The following is a 17927-nucleotide window of genomic DNA, read 5'->3' as shown; positions in this document are numbered from 1 at the left end:
CGACCGCGATCGTTCCCCGCCCGGTCGGGGTGAACCCCGGACCGTGCGGCGTGCGCACACCACGGGTGTCGCGACGGTGTCGCTCAGGCGCCCCCGACGGCGGTCATGCCGGCATCCGGATCGGTCTCGACCTGCAGGCCGGTCGGCAGCAGCCGTCGTTGCAGCCACTCGAACACCCACTCCACGGCCAGCACCAGTCCGGCGAGCAGGACCGCACCGGTGAAGACCTCGCCGTAGCCGTTGACGCCGATCGCGAACCCGTCGACGACGTAGCGACCCAGCCCGCCCCCAGACGTCACGATCGCGCCGATGCCCACGGTGGCCAGCACCTGCACCAGCGAGATCCGCAGGCCGGTCAGCACCACGGCCGTGCCCAGCGGCAGCTCGACCTGGCGGAACACCTGCCCACCGCTCATGCCCTGGCCGCGGGCCGCCTCGACCAGGTCGGGGTCCACGGAGAAGATCCCGGTGTAGGCGTTGGTGAAGATCGGCGGGATCGCCAGGGCGACCAGCGCGAGCACCAGCGGCCAGAACTGGCCGGAGTTGCCCCGCTCGATCGCGAACAGGACGAACACGACGATCAGCCCGAAGGACGGGATCGCCCGACCGATGTTGACCAGGGCCCCGGCGATGGCCTCGCCGCGACGCTCGTGTGCCAGCCACATCGCCGGCGGCAGGGCCAGGACGGCGGCGATGACCATCGCCACCGCGGTGGTCCACAGGTGCTCCACCAGCCGGTAGGGGATCCCGGCCGGCTCGGTGAAGCTCCACCGGTTCGGCTCGGCCAGGAAGGCCTGGACCATGTCGAGGAGTTCCAGCATCAGTCTGCTCCTCGTCGGGTCCAGGGTGTGAGCACGCGTTGCAGGCCGACCAGTGACAGGTCGAACACGACCGCGAGCACGACCGACAGGACGGTGCCCGTGGTGACCATCACCGGCAGCGGTGGCAGCAGCCGGAACCCGGTGAGGATCAGGTCGCCCAGTCCGCCCAGGCCGATCAGCGCCGTCACGGTCACCAACCCGATCACGGTCACCGTTGCGACCCGGACCCCGGCGATGATGACCGGCGTCGCCAGCGGCAGCTGCACCTTCCACAACACCTGGCGGTCGGTGTAGCCCTGGCCACGGGCCGCCTCGACGACGTCGGCCGGGACGCCGTCCAGCCCGATCAGGATGTTGCGGACCAGGATCAGCACGGTGTAGGTCGTCAGCGCGATCACCGCGGTGGTGGCGGTGATCCCGAAGAACGGCACCAACAGGGCGAACGCCGCCAGTGACGGCACGGAGTACAGGATCCCGCCGAAGGCCAGGATCGGTCCGGTCAGCCATCGCCAACGCACCGCCAGCAGGGCGAGCAGGAGCGACAGCACGATCCCGACCACGACCGACACCACCGTCAGCACGACGTGCTGCACCGTCTGGGCCCAGATCAGGTCGGTGTTGGCGCTGATCCACTCCCAGTCCAGGAAGCTGCCCTGCTGGGCCAGGACGGCGGCGACGCTGGTCATGCCAGCAGCTCCGCGGTGACCTGCTCGACGAACAGCATGCCGTGGTAGGACTGTCCGTCCGACACGACGGCGACGTTGTTGCGGGACGACACGATGGCGTCCAGTGCCGTGCGCAGGGAGTCCTCGGGTCGGATCCAGACCCGGAAGTCCCGGGTGTCGTGGTCCCCGGCGGACTTCCCGTCGACCAGTTCGGAGGTCCACAGCCAGCCACGCAGGCGCTCGTCGTCGGTCACGCCGACCCAGTTCGCGTCGTAGTCGTCGGCGGCCGCGCGGGCGTCGGCCGCGGAGGCGTTGGCCGCGACCACCGGACCCTCCGCCAGCTCCAGGTCCGCCACGTGCAGCAGCGACAGGCGACGCAGTGCGCGCTCGTCGCCGAGGAAGTCGACCACGAAGTCGTCGGCCGGGTTCGACAGCAGCTCGGTCGGCGTCGCGTACTGGGCGAGGTGGCCCCCGACGTTGAGGATCGCCACCCGATCACCCAGCGCGATGGCCTCGTCGATGTCGTGGGTGACGAAGACGATCGTCTTGCCGAGCTCCTCCTGCAGGCCGAGCAACTGCTCCTGGAGGCGCCGCCGCACGATCGGGTCCACCGCGCCGAACGGCTCGTCCATCAGCAGGACGGGTGGGTCGGCGGCGAGTGCACGGGCGACCCCGACGCGCTGGCGCTGGCCGCCCGACAGCTCGGACGGGTACCGCGACAGCATCGACTGGTCCAGGTCCATCAACTCCATCAGCTCGTGCGCCCGGTCCGACTGGCGCTGGTCGTCCCACCCCAGCAGGCGGGGGACCGTGGTGACGTTGTCCTCGATCGTCTTGTGGGGCAGCAGCCCGATCTGCTGGATCACGTAGCCGATGCCCCGACGCAACTCGTGCGCCGGCCGGGACCGCACGTCCTCGCCGTCGACGGTGATCGTCCCGGAGGTCGGCTCGATGATCCGGTTGATCATCTTGAGGGTGGTCGTCTTGCCGCAGCCGGACGGGCCGACCAGCGTGACGATCTCGCCGGCGGCGATCGGCAGGCTCAGGCCGTCCACGGCGGGTTCGGAGGTCCCGGGGAACGACTTGGTGACGTCGTCGAGCCGGATCATGGGGTCGCTCACGTCGCGCCTTTGACGTCTCGTGCGTGACGAACGGCCGCCCCGGATCGTCCCGGGCCGGACCCGTCCTCGGGTCGTGTCGGTGCACGGCTGGCACCGGCCGGACTCGCTCCCGCTCCGCTGGACGGCGGACCCCGGGCACCGGGGACGGGTCGGCATGTTGCACGAGGATAGGAGGCCGCACCGATGGGGTACGGACCGACGGCCGGGGGCGCGGACGGGCGGATAGGGTCGTGTCCGCCACGCCACGCCCGGAGCCAGTTGTCATGCCCGACCATCCCGACGCCACCATCGCTCGTCGTCTCGAGACGCTGCTCGGCACCCCGATGCCCACGGGTCACACGATCACTCGTCTGCGCAACGGCGACCAGATCTTCCCCGAGATGGTGAAGGCGATGCGCAACGCCGAGCGCTCGATCGACCTGCTGACCTTCGTCTACTGGACCGGTCGACCGGCCCAGGTCATCGGCAAGACCCTCGAGGCCCGAGCACGCGAAGGACTGCGCGTGCGTGTCATCCTGGACTTCTTCGGGGCGATGTCGATGGACCGCGACCTGGTCGACTCGCTGGAGGACGCTGGTGTGCAGGTGCACTGGTTCCGACCACCGGCCGCCGACGCCGAGGAGCTGGTCGGGATCGGCAAGCGCACCCACCGCAAGATCTGCGTGATCGACGAGACCCTGGCGTTCGTCGGTGGGGTCGGCATCGCCGAGGAGTGGGACGGCGACGCCCGCAACCCCGACGAGTGGCGCGACTCGCACTTCCGCGTGACCGGCCCGTGCGTCGACACGATCCGCGCCGGGTTCATCGACGACTGGGCGCCCAGTGGGCATCCGCTGGTCACCCCGCACGACACGTTCCCGCCGCAGGACACCAGTGGCGACAGTCGCGCGATGGTGATCCTGGGCGAGTCCGAGGTCTCCGAGTCGGCCGTGTCACTGGTCAAGCGCGTCCTGCTGGAACTCGCCACCGAGAAGATCCGCCTCACGACGGCCTACTTCTCGCCCAGCGAGGACATGGTGACGTGGCTGGTCCGCGCCGCCGAGCGGGGCGTGGACGTGCAGGTCATGTTCCCGGGGACCAACATCGACAAGCGGCTGCCGCAGGCCAACGGCGAGCGCGCCTACCCGGAACTGCTCGAGGCCGGCGTCACGCTGTGGTCCTACGAGCCCACGATGCTCCACGCCAAGATCCTGACCGTGGACGGACTCATCGCCGATGTCGGGTCGTCCAACTACAACGACCGGTCGATCCGCCACGACGAGGAGATCGACCTGATCGCGCTGGACCGCGACCTCGTCGACATCCTCGACCGCGACTTCGCCGCGGACCGGGAACGCTGCATCGAGGTCGACGAGGAGTGGTGGGAGGAGCGCGGCCTGGTCGAGCGGGCCCAGTCCGCCGCCACGGCCGTGATCGACAAGTTCATCTAGGTCGCTGCCCGACCGACGCCGGCTCGTGGGCGTCGTGCTGACCGTCCCGACGCCGGGCGTGTCAGCGGCGGGTCGCCCGACCAGCGTTCGTCAGTGGCGTGCGTGACCAGGCCGCGTCGACGGGGCCCTCCAGCAGGTGCAGCTGCCAGCCGTCACGCACGACCAGGCCCCGCTCGCGTGCGACCGGCCCGTCGCGACGGACACCGACCAGCACGCGGCCGTTGGTCAACGGGGCTGCCAGCGCGAGGTCGCCGTCGACACGGCCCAGCGCCGCCCGGTCGAGCAGCTCGGTCGGCACCCCGGCACGCTCGGCCACCGCCTGGACGTCGGCCATGCTGACCGGCACCGGCCGCAGCCCGCTGGCCACCAGGAAGTGGTCCCACGCCTGGTCGGGTGGGGTCGAGGCGAAGGACGTGCGCAGTCGCGGCCACAGGGCCACCACTCCGACGCCGATGACGGCGAGCAGGGGAATCATGGGGCGAGGGTGCCCGACCAGCTCGCCGATGCCAACCAACCCCCGCTCCTGAAGGCCGCGCCACCACCTCCCCGTCCCCCGAGTGGGTGCGGTTCGGTGCGGTTCGCGCTCGGTGTTGCACCCGCTTCGGGCTTGCTGCGGGAGACACAGGTGAGTGGGTGCACGTGGGTGCGGTTCGCGCTCGGTGTTGCACCCGCTTCGGGCTTGCTGCGGGAGACACAGGTGAGTGGGTGCGGTTCGGTGCGGTTCGCGCTCGGTTTTGCACCCGCTTCGGGCTTGCTGCGGGAGACACAGGTGAGTGGGTGCGGTTCGGTGCGGTTCGCGCTCGGTTTTGCACCCGCTCGAACGTCCAGCGGGTTGGAGTCAGCGCTTGGTTCGGCGGGTCGGGGTGGCGGTGAGGGGGTTCTCGGGCCAGGGGTGCTTGGGGTAGCGGCCGCGCATGTCGGCGCGCACGCCCGGGTAGCCGTCGGCCCAGAAGGTGGTGAGGTCGCGGGTGATCTGCAGCGGTCGACCCGCGGGGGACTCCATGATGACCACCACCGGCTCGCCGGCGACCCGGGGGACCCGGGTGGTGCCGAACATCTCCTGGAGCTTCACGCGGATCGCCGGGCCGCGTTCGTCGTCGTAGTCCACGGCCACCGAGCGGCCGGACGGCACGCGGACGTGGGTGGGGGCCTCGCGGTCCAGGACCGCCAGCCCGTCCCGGCCGAGCCGGTGCTCCAGCGCGGCACGCAGCGGGACCCTGGCAAGGTCGGCGCGGGTGCGGGCCGACGCCAGGAACGGTGCGAGCCAGTCGTCGAGGTCGGCGAGCAGCGCGCGATCGTCCATGGCCGGCAGGTCGACGCCCCCGGCGGTGGCCACGTGGGCCGCCCGGCGGCACAGTTGCCGCAGGGGACGGTCCCACCCCAGCAGGTCCAGCCCCTGCTGACGGACACCGTCGAGGAGGGCGGCCTGGCGCGCCGCGATGGGCACCTCGGCGGGCACGCGGCCCAGGACGACGGCACCGAACCCGGTGGTGGCGGTGGCCACGACGTCGCGTCGGTCGGTGTCCCACGTCGCGGTGGTCGTCCGCTCCAGGCGATCGCCCAGCACCGCCTCCAGCTCCTGGCGGGTGACCGGCGCCCCGAGGCGGATTCGCCCATCGGTGCCGCGGTCGTCGACGTCGAGGGCGACGACGAACTCGGCGGTGGCGAGCGGGTCGTGGTCGGGGACGAACGCCCCGCGCCCGCTGGCCAGGGTGAACTGCCCGCGTCGACGGGCGTGGCCGATCCGACGGGGGAACCCGGTCGCGAGCAGCGCCCCGACAGAGGCGTCCTCGGCGGCGGGGTGCCAGCCGTCCGGGCGGCCACGGCGCGTCGCGCGGGCGAGCCTGGTCGCCTCGCGTGTCCACCGGCGGTGACGACCCTCGCCCCGTGCCAGCAGCTCCAGTCGCGCGGCCAGGTCGGCGTGGCGCGCGTCGGACGGGTCGCCCTCGCTCAGCACGGCGACGGCGCGGGCGACGTCGTCCAGTCGGCCGTGTCGGTCCGCCTCCACCAGCACGTGGGCCAGTCGCGGATCGGTCGGCATGCGAACCAGCCGACGTCCGTGCGCGGTGATCGTGGCAGTGCCGTCCCCCCGGTCGTCGACCGCGCCGAGGTCGCGCAGGCTGCGCAGCGCCGACGACCACGTGTCCGGTGACGGGCGGTCCAGCAGGAGTAGCTCGTCGACGCTGGCGCCCCAGTTGGCCACCTGCAGTGCCATGCCGGTGAGGTCGGTCGTGGCGATCTCCGGGGTGGGGTGGGGATCCCGTGGCGCCGTGGCCGAGTAGAGCCGCCAGCAGTGACCGGGGCGGACGCGGCCGGCGCGGCCGGTGCGCTGGTCCTCGGAGGCCCGCGAGGTCGGGACCGTGACCAGCCGGGTCAACCCGGTGGCCGGGTGCAGCTGGGGCTGGCGAACCAGCCCGGAGTCGACGACCGCGGTCACGTCCGGGACGGTCAGGGACGACTCGGCGACGTCGGTCGCGACGATGACCCGTCGTCGTCCGGGACCGGTGGGCCGCAGGGCGTCGTCCTGGGCGCGCCGCCCCATCGATCCGTGCAGGCCGACCACGTCGACCCGGTCGCCGGCCCTGATGGCCCGGATCGACCGGCGGATCTCGCGCATCCCCGGGACGAAGACGAGCACGTTGCCGTCGGTCTCGTGCAGGGCCAGGTCGACGGTCTCCGCGACCGCGACCTCCAGGTCGGTCGTGACCGCCCGCGGGCGGTGCGTGATGCCGACGTCGAACCGGCGTCCGGGGGCGGAGACCGCCGTCGCGTCGGGCAGGGCCGTGCGGAGGCGCTCCTGGTCGAGGGTGGCCGACATCACCACCACCCACAGGTCGTCGCGCAGGGCCTGCACCTCGCGGGTGAAGGCCAGGGCGAGGTCGGCGTCCAGCGACCGCTCGTGGAACTCGTCCAGGACGACCGCGCCCACCCCACGCAGTCCGGGGTCACGCTGCAGGCGGTTGACCAGCACGCCCTCGGTGACGACCTCGATGCGGGTGTCGCGTGACGTGCGTCGATCGTCCCGCGTGGTGACGCCGACCAGTCCGCCGACTCGGTCCCCGGCCTCGTCGGCCATGCGGGCGGCCGCGGCGCGGGCGGCGACCCGGCGTGGTTCGAGGACGACGATGCGTCCGTCGACCAGGTCGAGGAGCCGTGGGGGCACCCGGGTGGTCTTGCCGGCACCGGGTGGGGCCTCGACGATCACCGTCGGTCCGGCGTCTTCGAGGTCGTCCAGGACGTCGTCGATGGGGAGCGCGAGCCGCCCGGACCGGGACGGGTGGGACGCAGGAGGTGGCATGCTCCGAAGGTTGCCGGCCCGCGGACCCCGCTGCACGCGGGGCCGCGGTCCGACACCGCCGCCGCCCGGCCGAGCCGAACGGTCGGACCGCTCGGCCAGCGGCTCAGTCGGGCGCGGTCACCAGGCCGGCGCCGGCGTCGACGACGTCGATCCCGTCGATCGGCCGGGCCGTGCCGACGATCCGGTCGGTGAGGAGGTCCGGGTCGATCTCGCCGTTCTCGGCCAGCAGCTGCTGAGCCCACAGCGCGGCGACGCCGGACACGTGTGGCGTCGCCATGCTGGTGCCGCTCATGCTCGTCAGCCCGCCACCTGCACGGGCCGACACGACGTCGACGCCGGGTCCGGCGACCATCGCGCCGGTGTTGGAGAAGTACGCGACCGACAGGTCGCCGTCGTCCTCCTGGCCCAGTGCGGCGACCGAGAGGAAGCCGCGCGACGAGGCGGGCGGGGCGACGTCGATGGTGTAGGCCGGCGCGGAGGAGCGGCGGCTCTCGTTGCCGGCGGCGGCCACCAGGATGCCGGACTGGCCGAAGCGGAACTGGGCCCCGACGTAGGACGCCAAGGCCTCGAGCAGCCGCAGGTTGTCCCGGTACGCGGCCAGGGCGATGGACGTGGCCGGCTGGACCGGGATGCCCCGGGCCACCTGGCTGGCAACGAAGCCGGGGAAGTCGATGCCCAGCGACATCGAGATCACGACCGCGCCCTCGTCCACCGACCACTGGATGGCGTCGGCGACCGTGTCGGTCCCGCCGCCACCGGCGCCGAGCACCTTGCCGGCCAGCAGGCGCGACGTTCCCGGTGCCACCCCGATCCTGGTGCCGTCGACGTCACGCCCGGCGATCGTGCCGGCGCAGTGGGTGCCGTGGCCGTGGTCGTCGCCGTTGCCGCTCCCCGTGAAGTCGCGCTCGACGACGTCCATGCCGGTGAAGGCCGGGTGGTCGGCGTCGATGCCGGTGTCGAGCACCGCGACGGTGACCCCGTCTCCGGTCATCGACGAGCCGACCGCGCCGACCGCCTGGACACCCCAGGTCGGGCCCGCCGTGGCCTCCAGCGGGGCGTCGGACGTCATCGGCTCGATGAGCGTGAGTGGCATGGTCGGTGCGACGATCCGGTCGGACCGGCGCCGGGCGTCTGCTGCCTCGGCGTCGGACAGGCGGGCGCGGGTGACCTCGATCTCTCCCGGTCCCTCACCGTCACCGCGGGTCGGCGTCTCGCCGACGTCGAGGTCGAGTACGACGTAGTCCTGGTCATCCATGGCACTGCCCCTTGTCTGGTGTTCGCGAGTTCATCATGCCTCTCGGCACGAGCGAGCACCAGCCCCAGTTTCCGGCGACACCCGCTCGCCGTCCCAGAGGCGGTCAGTCCCGCACCTGATACCGGGGGAAGCAGATCTAGGCGGCGGCGAGCTGGGTGCGGGCGAGCTCGGCGTAGATGCCCTGCTTGGCGACCAGCTCGGCGTGGGTGCCGCGCTCGACGATCCGGTGGTCGTCGAGCACCAGGATCTGGTCGGCGTCGACGATGGTCGACAGCCGATGGGCGATCACGAACGAGGTCCGGTCGTCCAGCACGTCGGCCAGCGCTGCCTGGACATGCCGCTCGGACTCCGAGTCAAGGTGGGCCGTGGCCTCGTCGAGGACCACGACCGCCGGGTCCTTGAGGATCACCCGCGCGATCGCGACGCGCTGCTTCTCGCCACCGGACAGCCGATGGCCACGTTCGCCCACGATCGTGTCGTAGCCGTCGGGCAGGCGTGCGATCACGTCGTGGATCCGTGCCGCGCGGCATGCCGCCTCGAGCTGGGCGTCCGTGGCGTCGGGGGCGGCGTAGCGAAGGTTGTTGGCGATCGAGTCGTGGAACAGGTGGGGGTCCTGCGTCACGACACCCACGGCGTGCGACAGGTCGTCGAACGACAGGTCACGCACGTCGACGCCGTCGATCGTGACCGAGCCCTCGGTCACGTCGTGGATGCGGGGCAGCAGCATGGCCAGGGTCGTCTTGCCGGCGCCCGACGGCCCGACCAGGGCAGTCATCGTGCCGCGCGGGGCGGTGACGTCGACGTCGGACAGGATCCAGTCCGACGCGTCCAGCCCATGGGTCGGCTGCATGCCCTCCAACGACGCCAGGCTGCTGCCCTGGGCGGCCGGGTAGCGGAACGACACGTCGTGCAGGGCGACGTCGCCGCGTGGGTCGGGCAGGGACGTGGCGTCGTCGGGCTCGGTGATGGCCGGCGGCAGGTCGAGGACCTCGAACACCCGCTCGAAGCTCACCAGCGCGGTCATGAGGTCGACCCGGGCGTTGGACAGCTGTGCCAGCGGGCCGTACAGCTGCGTGACGTACAGCGCGAGCGCGACGACCGTGCCGGTCTCGAGGCTGCCGGAGATGACCTGGCGGCCTCCGAGCAGGTAGACCAGCGCCGTCGCCAGCGACCCGACCAGCCCCAGCGAGGCGAACAGCATCCGCCCGTGCAGGGCCTGGCGGACCCCGATGTCGGCGACGCGGCCCGCCTTGTCGGAGAACACCTCGACCTCGCGGGTGCCACGTCCGAACAGCTTGACCAGCAGGGCACCCGACACGTTGAAGCGCTCGGTCATGACCGAGTTCATGTCGGCGTTGAGCGCCATCGACTCGCGTGACATCTCCTGGAGACGTCGTCCCACGATCCGGGCCGGGACCACGAACAGGGGGAGGAGCACCAGGGCGAGCAGGGTGATCTGCCAGTCCAGCAGCAGCATCGCCACCAGCGTGACCCCGACCGAGATGACGTTGTCGATCACGCCGCCAAGCGTGCCGGTCAGGGCCCGCTGGGCACCGATCACGTCGTTGTTGAGCCGCGTGATCAGGGCGCCCGTCTGGGTGCGGGTGAAGAACGCCAGCGGCATCCGCTGGACGTGCTCGTAGAGCAGGACCCGCAGGCGCAGGATGAACCGCTCACCGATGCTGGATGACAGCCAGCGCTCGACGAGGCTCAGGCCCGCCACGCCCACGGCCACGGCCACCATGGTTCCCGCGATCGCCCAGAGCAGCCCCATCCGGCCCTGCGGGATCGCCTCGTCGAGGATCGTGCGGATCAGCAGTGGCGGCAACGCCCCCAGCGCCGAGGCGGTGACGATGATCGCGACGTAGCCGGCGAGGCGACGACGGAACGGTCGTGCCAGTCCCCACGCCCGGCGCACGGTCTCACGGTCGACCGGGCGATCACCGAGGTCGTCGGGATCGCCCAGGCCGCGGAGGCGCCAGGCGCCGAATCCGGTTCCGGGGGGCATGCAGGTCCTTGGCCGATGGTGGTCGGATCGAGGTCGGGTCGCACGGGCCAACGCCCGCCACGACACGTGGTGTTCCGGGCGACCCGGGAGTTGCGTCGGGGCGCCGCAGGAAGCCTGAACTATCGTAGGTCCCCCCCGTGACCAACTCGACGAAGGCTCGCCCGCGTGGACCTCGACCTGCACGACCGCGTGTACGTGACGACGGGTTCGACGTCCGGGCTGGGCCGGGCGGTCGCCACGGCCCTGGTGGCCGAGGGCGCCCGGGTGGTCGTCTCGTCGCGGACCGCCGCCGACGTGGCGTCGGTTGCCCAGGAACTGGGTGACGGGGCGGTCGGCGTGACCGCCGACATCACCGACCCGGCGACGCCACGGCGGCTCGCCGACGCGGCCGAGGAGGCCTTCGGTCGGCTCGACGGGGCGTTCGTGTCCCACGGGGGCCCGCCGGCGTCCTCGGCCCTCGGGCTGGACGTGGAAGGACTCGCGGACGGCCTGGACGTCGCGACGGTCGGCCCGATCCGCCTGCTCCACCACCTGGCGGGACGCGTCGGCTCCGGGGCCAGCCTGGTGGTGCTCACCTCGACGTCGTCGGTCGAGCCGATCGCCGGCATCGCCGCGTCCAACGTCGCCCGTCCGGGGGTGTGGGCCTACGCCAAGTCACTGGCGGACGAGGTCGGTCCGGACGGCATCCGGGTCAACGCGCTCCTGCCCGGCCGGTTCGCCACCGATCGGCTGGCGGAGCTGGTCGAGACTCGAGCCCGCGAGGAGGGCCGGTCGGTCGACGAGCAGTGGGCCGCACAGGCCGAGTCGATCCCGTTGCGACGCATCGGCGACCCCGCGGAGCTCGCGGCCGTCGCGGTGTTCCTGTTGTCGCCGATGAGTGGCTACGTCACCGGGACCGCGGTCCGGGTCGACGGGGGCGCCGTCCGGGGGCTGTGAGCCGTCGCCGGTCGCGGCCGTGCCGGACGACCGTCAGCCGTTCATCAGCCGCTGCTTCTGGGCCGCGAACTCCTCGTCGGTCAGCTTGCCGGCATCGTGCAGGGCGGCCAGCTGGGTCAGCTGCTCGGCGACGTCACGCGGTCCGCCCGCGACCAGTTTCTGACCGCCGCCGCGCTCGAGCGTGAACATCCGCTCCTCCCGGGCCGAGTAGATCTCGGACTGGAACTGCTGGGGGTCGGGGATGTTGGACAGCCGGGACTGGCCGGTGGCGCCGGCCGACTCGAGCATCACGTCGCCATAGCCCAGCATGCGCTCGATGGCGCGCTGGCTGTAGTGGACGTTGTTGATGTTCTCCAGGGGGATCTCGACGCCACTGCGCGAGATGATCCCTCGTCGCACGATGATGCGCTCCGTGGTCAGCACGTACTGCGTGAACAGCCAGTTGATCACCGGCTTGACCGACAGGGCCAGGCCCAGCAGCACGGCCAGGAGCCACAGGGCCGACGACAGGGCCCAGGAGCCGATCGACATGTCGTCGACCAGGGGACCGACGAGCCCCGCGGCGACCAGCAGCAGGACGATCCAGCCGATGGCGGGCAGCAGGACCCGCCAGTGGGCGTGGAACTCGTGGATGATCTCCTCGTCCGCCGTCAGCAGGTTCCTCGGATAGGCCATCGCGCCACTCCCGGTCGTGGGTTCCAACGGGCGTCACCCTAGTCCCGGGGACCCATGGCAGTCGCGGCACCTACCCTCGGGTTCGCGAGGGCCATCGCCCCGACCGCCAGCACGGAGCCCGCCGCCCCCGACGCCCAGGACCGATGTGGACGCCATCGCGCTGATCGTCGTGCTGGCCGTGGCCGGACAGTTGTTGGCGTTGCTGCTGCGCGTCCCGTCGATCCTGGTGCTGCTGCTGCTGGGCATGGCCGCCGGGGGGTGGCTGGGCTGGCTCGAACCCGATGCACTGTTCGGAGCACGGCTGTTCGACGCCGTCGACCTGGCCGTGGCCGTGATCCTGTTCGAGGGCGGCCTGCTGCTGAACTTCCGCGAGCTGCGTGGTGACGTCTCGTCCGTGGTCCGGCGCCTGCTGTCGTGGGGGGTGGTGTTCACCGCCGTGGGAGGTGCCGCCGCCGGCCACTGGGTGCTGGGCATGTCGGTGCCCGTGTCGCTGGTGTTCGGGGCCATCCTGACCGTGTCGGGGCCCACGGTCGTGTTGCCCCTGCTGCGCCACGTCGGCGTCCAGGGCCAGGTCGACTCGATCCTGAAGTGGGAGGGCGTGTTCATCGACGCGATCGGGGCGACCCTGGCCGTGATCGTCTACGAGACCGTGTTGGCGGGTCGAGGCCAGTGGGGACTGACGACGCTCTACGAGGCCGGCCTGACCCTGCTCGTGGGCCTGTTGGTCGGCCTGGCCGCGGCCGGACTCATGGTCGTGGTGATGCGCTGGGACGCCGTCGACGAGCACCTCGCCACCCTGCTGGCCTTGGCCACGGTGATGGCCGCCTTCGTCGGCGCGGACATGCTCCGCCACGAGGCCGGGCTGATGTCGGCGATCGTCATGGGTGTCGCCATGGCCAACCAGCCGTGGGTGTCGATCACCCGCGTGGCGCGGTTCAAGGAGACCCTGGGCCTGCTGCTGACATCGCTGCTGTTCATCGTCCTGGCAGCACGCCTCGAGCTCGACGAACTGGCGGGACTGGTCGGGCTGGTCGCCGTGGTCGTCGCGGTGCTGGTCCTGCTGCTGCGCCCCCTGGTGGTCGCCGCCTGCTCGCTGGGGTCGAACCTGGACGTGCGGGAGCGCCTGTTCGTGGGCTGGATGGCGCCGCGCGGGATCGTGGCGGCCGCGACGGCGTCGGTGATGGGGACCGGTCTGGAGGAGCTCGGGCTGGGGGGTGCCGAGGACCTCGTCCCGGCGGTGTTCCTGGTCATCCTCGGCACGGTGGCCGTCTACGGGCTGACGGGTCGGCCCGTGGCCAGACTGCTCGGGCTGGCGGGTGACGGCCGTCCGCATCCCACGGAGGTGGCCGACCAGGCCGGCGGTCGGGCTCCCGACGGCGACTCCGATGCCGACGCCGACACCGCGACGAGCCGGAGCCCGACGTGACGGGGCCGGTCCGGGTCGTGGCCGAGGGGCTGGCCGTCCCGTCGACGGCGGTCGACGCCGTGGACGTCTGCTGGCACGAACCGCCGGACCCGTCGGGCGTGGCGGTGCTGGTGACCCACGGCGCCGGGGGTGACCTCACCGATCACGTCCTGGTCGAGCTCGCCGACGAGCTGGCGGCCGGCGGGCACCTGGTCGGACGGGTCAACCTCCCGTACCGCCAGCGCCGGGCGTCCGGCCCGCCGCCCCGGGCCGAGGCGAGCGTGGCAGACCTGGCCTCGGTCCTGGCCGCGGCCGCGGAGACCCGCCCCGGGCATCGCTGGGTGCTCGGTGGCAAGTCCTACGGGGGGAGGGTGGCCACCTTGGTCGCCGCGGAAGCCCCCACCCACGACCATGACCTCGACCACGACGACGCCCAGCCGATCGGGCTGCTGTGCGTGTCCTACCCGCTGCATCCCCCGGGTCGTCCCGACCGGCTGCGCGTGGCGCACTTCCCCGACGTGGCCGTGCCGGTGCTGGTCGTGCAGGGCGGGGACGACCCGTTCGGGGGACCCGACGAGCTGCGTCCGCACCTGCCGACGCTCGGCGGTCCGGCCCGCCTGCTGGAGGTCCCCCACGCCGACCACGGCCTGCACGTCGCCCGGACCCGGTCGGCGGACGGACGCACCCATCGCAGTGCGCACGTCCTGGCCCACCGGGGCGGGGAGCTGCGCGCGTGGCTGTCGGCGCTCACGGGCTGAGGCCTGGACGCGCGGGACGGCTGCACGACCACCCCGACCACGTGGTACCTCCATGGTCGTCGAGCACCCTCGACTAGCCTCCACGGGCGTCGGCGGCCCCGCCAGGTCCCGCTCCCCGAACGACGACAGAGGTGCGCCATGATCCAGGAGTTCAAGGACTTCATCAACCGCGGCAACGTGATCGACCTCGCGGTGGCGGTCGTGCTGGGCGCGGCCTTCACCCCGGTGATCACGGCCATCGTCGACCGGGTGCTGATGCCGCTGATCGGGCTGATCTTCGGCCAGCCCAACTTCGACGCCGTCGGGACCTTCGCCTGCGCGGCACCAACGGAGGGCGCCGAGGGCATCGTGAACGCGGCCGGCGAGCTCTGTGCGGGCTCGGTCGGGGCCGTCATCACCACCGTGATCAACTTCGTCCTGGTGGCGCTGGCCCTGTTCTTCGTGGTCAAGGCCTACAACCGGATGAAGGGCCCCGAGGAGGTCGTCGAGGAGGAGGCTCGCACCGAGGAGGCCACCATCCTGGCCGAGATCCGCGACGAGCTGCGCGCCCGCCCCAACGCCTGAGCTGCCCCCATCCGCGTCGGTCGGGCCGAACACCGGGTCAGGACAGGGCGCGCCGGGCAGCGGAGTGGGCGGCCGCGGCGGCCTCCTCCTCCAGGGAGCCACGCGAGCCGGGACGGACGTGGCCCTCGGCCCGGGCGACGTCGGCGACCGCGCCGGCGACCGCCGGGGCGACCGTCCGGTCGAACGGTGACGGCACGACGTGGTCCGCCGCCAGGTCGTCGCCGACGATTCCTGCGATCGCCTCGGCGGCGGCGATCTTCATCCGGTCGGTGACCTTGGTCGCCGCCGCGTCGAGCAGCCCCCGGAAGATCCCGGGGAAGCAGAGCACGTTGTTGATCTGGTTCGGGAAGTCCGAGCGCCCGGTCGCCATGACCGCCACGTGACCCTCGGCCAGGTCCGGGTGCAGCTCGGGCACGGGGTTGGCCATGGCGAAGACGATCGGGTCCCGCGCCATCCGGGCCACGTTCTCCAGTGGCAGGGACTCGGGGCCCGACACCCCGATGAAGACGTCGGCGCCGTCCAGCGCGACGCCTTGGTCGCCACGCAGCCCGCGTGGGTTGGACTGCTTTGCCAACCGACGACGGATCGGGTCCATGCCCTGCTTGCGCTTCGGCTCGATGATCCCGTCCCGGTCGACACCGACCAGGTCGGTCACCCCTGCGGCGGCCAGCAGGTTGGCGATCGCCACGCCGGCGGCGCCGATGCCCTGGACGACCACCCGCAGGTCCGCCAGGTCCTTGTCCACGACCCGGGCGGCGTTGACCAGCGCCGCCAGTGCGACCACGGCGGTGCCGTGCTGGTCGTCGTGGAAGACCGGGATGTCCAGCCGCCGACGCAGCTTGCCCTCGATCTCGAAGCAGCGTGGCGCCGAGATGTCCTCGAGGTTGATGCCGCCGAAGCCGGACGCGACCCGGACCACCGTGTCGACGAAGGTGTCGGGATCCTGCTCGTCGACGAGCAACGGATAGGCGTCGACGTCGCCGAAGGACTTCAGCAGCATCGCCTTGCCCTCCATCACCGGCAGCGACGCCAGTGGGCCGATGTCGCCCAGGCCGAGGACCGCCGAGCCGTCGGTGACCACGGCCACGGCGTTGGACTTGATGGTCAGCCGGTAGGCCTCGACGGGGTCGGCCGCGATCGCCCGGCAGATCTTGGCCACGCCGGGCGTGTAGACCAGGGACAGGTCGTGTGCCGTCTCGACCGGTCGTCGGTTGTGCAGCTCGATCTTGCCACCGAGGTGGGCCTCGGTCACGTCGTCGGAGATGCCCAGGACCTCCACGCCGTCGAGGTCCTGCAGGTCCGCGCCCAGGGCCGCGGCACCCGCGTCGTCGGCCACCTCGACGCTGATCGCCCGGATGATGACGTGGCGCTGGGCGTCGGTCCGCTCCGACCCCACGATCACCGCCTCGTGGCGGTCGATCACCTCGGTGACCCGGGTCAGCATCCCGGGCAGGTTCTGCACCGCCAGCGAGTAGGTGACGGTCTGTTGCGGTGGCGGCATCCGTTCCCCCGGTCGTCCGGCCGGGCCAGCCTACGGTCGGTCGGCCCGGCCGCGGCGCGACCAGGTGCGGCCGTGGTGCCAACGGGCGTTACCGTGGGCCGTCGCCGACCGAGCCGGGGGAGTGGCCGTGGACCACGTGGCGGTGCTGTGTGACCTCGACGGGGTGGTGCTCGACTACCCGGCCGCGGAACGGCAGGCCTTCGCCGGGACGGCGACCCGCCTGGGGCTGCCCGACATGGGGGCCGTCCTGCCGGTCTACGCGGCGATCAACGCCGACCTGTGGCAGGAGTTCGAGCGGGGCACGGTCACGGCGGAGGAACTGCGGGTCCGGCGCTGGGCACGGCTGCTGGACCACCATGGGCTGGGCCACGACCCGGCGGTCGTGTCGGCGGACTACCTCGACCGGCTCGGGCGAGCCGGTCCGGTCCTGCCCGGTGCGGTCGCCGCGCTGCGTCGGCTGGCGGCGCGGGTGCCGGTCGTCGCCGTCACCAACGGGTTCTCGGCCGTCGCCCACGGCCGCCTCGCCGCGTCCGGCGTGCGCGACCTGTTCTCGGCGGTCGTCGTCTCCGACGACGTCGCGGCCCCCAAGCCCGATCCCGCCATGTTCCGGGCCGCCCTGGACCTGCTGGGCACCGGCGTGGACCCCGGTCGGGTGGTGATGGTGGGCGACAACCATGCCGCCGACATCGTTGGTGCCGCCGCGGTGGGGATGGACACGGTCTGGATCGCCCCGGCCGACGCGGACCCCAGTCCGGTGGCGACCTGGCAGGTCGATTCTCTGCGCAGCGCCGCGGACCTCTTGCTGGGTTGAGCGGCCCGGACTGGTCGCGTCCGGGAGAGGTGCGGGGTCAGCCGTCCAGCTCAGCCAGTGCCTCGGCCGCGGTCAGGATCGAGCGGCAGGCCAGGGCAAGGTTCGCCAGCGACGCCCGGTGGGTGTCCTCGTCGGCCGCGGTCACGCAGTCGGAGACGACGTGCACCGTGAAGCCGAGGTCGGTGGCATGGCGTGCGGTCTGCTCCACGGTCAGGTTGGTGGCCACGCCCGTGACCAGCAACGTGTCGATGCCCCGCTCGAGCAGCACGGTGGGAAGCTCGGTCGCGGCGAGACCGGACAGCCGCTGGTTGTCGCTGACCAGGTCGGTGTCCAGCGCCCCGATCCCGTCGGCCAGGGTGGCACCCCAGGCATCCGGGTGGAACTGGTCGGCGTTGGCCGCCACCAGGTCCATGAAGTCGGTGTTGGCCACGAACGCCCCACCCTCGTCGGGCATGGTGAAGCGTGTGAACACCACCGGGACGCCGCGATCGCGGGCCCGGTCGTGGAAGGCGCGGGCCCGTGGCACGACCTCGCTGGCGGCGACGGCCGCGGCCAGCATCGGTCCGAACAGGCCGTCGGGGTGGACGACGTTGTGCTGGAAGTGCAGTGCGAGGACGGCGGTGCGGGTGGAGTCCATGGGTGGTTCCCGGTCGGCATGGTCGAGGAGCGAGGTGCCTGC

The 17927-nt window shown here is 72.3% G+C and carries 16 protein-coding genes; 6 read left to right on the top strand and 10 right to left on the bottom strand.

Annotated features, from left to right (window positions below; all coding sequences use genetic code 11):
• Positions 1-83: 83 nt before the first annotated feature.
• From KR546_RS10095 to KR546_RS10085, 3 genes are read right to left on the bottom strand one after another with little or no spacing between them, the layout of a single operon-like run.
• Complete coding sequence (locus tag KR546_RS10095; protein ID WP_238444580.1) at positions 84-821, bottom strand: ABC transporter permease; 738 nt, start codon at positions 819-821, stop codon at positions 84-86.
• The gene (locus KR546_RS10090) at positions 821-1507 is read right to left on the bottom strand and encodes an ABC transporter permease (protein WP_238444579.1); all 687 of its coding nucleotides are present in this window, start codon (positions 1505-1507) and stop codon (positions 821-823) included. Before KR546_RS10090 ends, KR546_RS10095 begins: the two co-directional genes overlap by 1 nt.
• Positions 1504-2607, bottom strand: a complete 1104-nt coding sequence (locus tag KR546_RS10085) for an ABC transporter ATP-binding protein (RefSeq protein WP_338019135.1) — start codon at positions 2605-2607, stop codon at positions 1504-1506. The genes KR546_RS10090 and KR546_RS10085 overlap by 4 nt, the downstream gene beginning before the upstream one ends.
• Positions 2608-2870: 263 nt before the next feature.
• On the opposite strand from KR546_RS10085, the gene KR546_RS10080 reads away from it, so the two are divergent.
• Positions 2871-4037, top strand: coding sequence for a phospholipase D-like domain-containing protein (locus tag KR546_RS10080; protein WP_238444578.1), 1167 nt, complete (start codon positions 2871-2873; stop codon positions 4035-4037).
• A 61-nt stretch (positions 4038-4098) separates the two neighbouring features.
• On the opposite strand, the gene KR546_RS10075 is transcribed toward KR546_RS10080, so the two are convergent.
• From KR546_RS10075 to KR546_RS10060, 4 genes are all read right to left on the bottom strand, one after another.
• Positions 4099-4512: a hypothetical protein gene (locus KR546_RS10075; protein WP_238444577.1), complete on the bottom strand. Its 414-nt coding sequence runs from the start codon at positions 4510-4512 to the stop codon at positions 4099-4101.
• Between the two features lie 363 nt (positions 4513-4875).
• Positions 4876-7335 carry an ATP-dependent helicase HrpB gene (gene hrpB / locus KR546_RS10070; RefSeq protein ID WP_238444576.1) on the bottom strand — a complete coding sequence of 820 codons (2460 nt, stop codon included), beginning with the start codon at positions 7333-7335 and terminating at the stop codon, positions 4876-4878.
• A gap of 103 nt (positions 7336-7438) precedes the next feature.
• Positions 7439-8590 (bottom strand): S8 family peptidase, encoded by a 1152-nt coding sequence (locus KR546_RS10065; protein ID WP_238444575.1) that lies wholly within the window; start codon positions 8588-8590, stop codon positions 7439-7441.
• Between the two features lie 136 nt (positions 8591-8726).
• Positions 8727-10598 (bottom strand): ABC transporter ATP-binding protein, encoded by a 1872-nt coding sequence (locus KR546_RS10060; protein ID WP_238444574.1) that lies wholly within the window; start codon positions 10596-10598, stop codon positions 8727-8729.
• 165 nt (positions 10599-10763) lie between these two features.
• Here KR546_RS10060 and KR546_RS10055 point away from each other — a divergent pair, with 165 nt between their 5' ends.
• Positions 10764-11534 carry an SDR family oxidoreductase gene (locus tag KR546_RS10055; protein ID WP_238444573.1) on the top strand — a complete coding sequence of 257 codons (771 nt, stop codon included), beginning with the start codon at positions 10764-10766 and terminating at the stop codon, positions 11532-11534.
• Positions 11535-11567: 33 nt separating this feature from the next.
• Here KR546_RS10055 and KR546_RS10050 read toward each other — a convergent pair whose 3' ends face one another.
• A complete protein-coding gene (locus KR546_RS10050) occupies positions 11568-12209 on the bottom strand; it encodes a PH domain-containing protein (RefSeq protein WP_238444572.1) in 642 nt (213 codons plus the stop codon).
• Between the two features lie 145 nt (positions 12210-12354).
• On the opposite strand from KR546_RS10050, the gene KR546_RS10045 reads away from it, so the two are divergent.
• The 3 genes from KR546_RS10045 to mscL all read left to right on the top strand — a co-directional run bounded on the left by KR546_RS10045 (position 12355) and on the right by mscL (position 14936).
• The gene (locus KR546_RS10045; protein WP_238444571.1) at positions 12355-13635 is read left to right on the top strand and encodes a cation:proton antiporter; all 1281 of its coding nucleotides are present in this window, start codon (positions 12355-12357) and stop codon (positions 13633-13635) included.
• Positions 13632-14372 carry an alpha/beta hydrolase family protein gene (locus tag KR546_RS10040; protein ID WP_238444570.1) on the top strand — a complete coding sequence of 247 codons (741 nt, stop codon included), beginning with the start codon at positions 13632-13634 and terminating at the stop codon, positions 14370-14372. The genes KR546_RS10045 and KR546_RS10040 overlap by 4 nt, the downstream gene beginning before the upstream one ends.
• 138 nt (positions 14373-14510) lie before the next feature.
• Positions 14511-14936 (top strand): large conductance mechanosensitive channel protein MscL, encoded by a 426-nt coding sequence (mscL, locus tag KR546_RS10035; protein WP_238444569.1) that lies wholly within the window; start codon positions 14511-14513, stop codon positions 14934-14936.
• Positions 14937-14973: 37 nt separating this feature from the next.
• On the opposite strand, the gene KR546_RS10030 is transcribed toward mscL, so the two are convergent.
• Positions 14974-16437: an NAD-dependent malic enzyme gene (locus tag KR546_RS10030; RefSeq protein ID WP_238444568.1), complete on the bottom strand. Its 1464-nt coding sequence runs from the start codon at positions 16435-16437 to the stop codon at positions 14974-14976.
• A gap of 127 nt (positions 16438-16564) precedes the next feature.
• Between KR546_RS10030 and KR546_RS10025 the strand changes: the two genes are divergently transcribed.
• Entirely contained in the window at positions 16565-17248 is a 684-nt protein-coding gene (locus KR546_RS10025) for an HAD family hydrolase (RefSeq protein ID WP_238444567.1), read from the top strand.
• A 37-nt stretch (positions 17249-17285) separates the two neighbouring features.
• Here the strand turns inward: KR546_RS10025 and KR546_RS10020 are convergent, their stop codons facing one another.
• Positions 17286-17885 (bottom strand): cysteine hydrolase family protein, encoded by a 600-nt coding sequence (locus KR546_RS10020; RefSeq protein ID WP_238444566.1) that lies wholly within the window; start codon positions 17883-17885, stop codon positions 17286-17288.
• Between the last annotated feature and the right edge of the window lie 42 nt (positions 17886-17927).

This window comes from Salsipaludibacter albus, assembly GCF_019798055.1.
In the GTDB taxonomy this organism is placed as follows: Bacteria; Actinomycetota; Nitriliruptoria; order Nitriliruptorales; family Nitriliruptoraceae; genus Salsipaludibacter; species Salsipaludibacter albus.
Note: the sequence above shows the minus strand (reverse complement) of the source record. Positions and strands in the feature narration are given on the sequence as shown.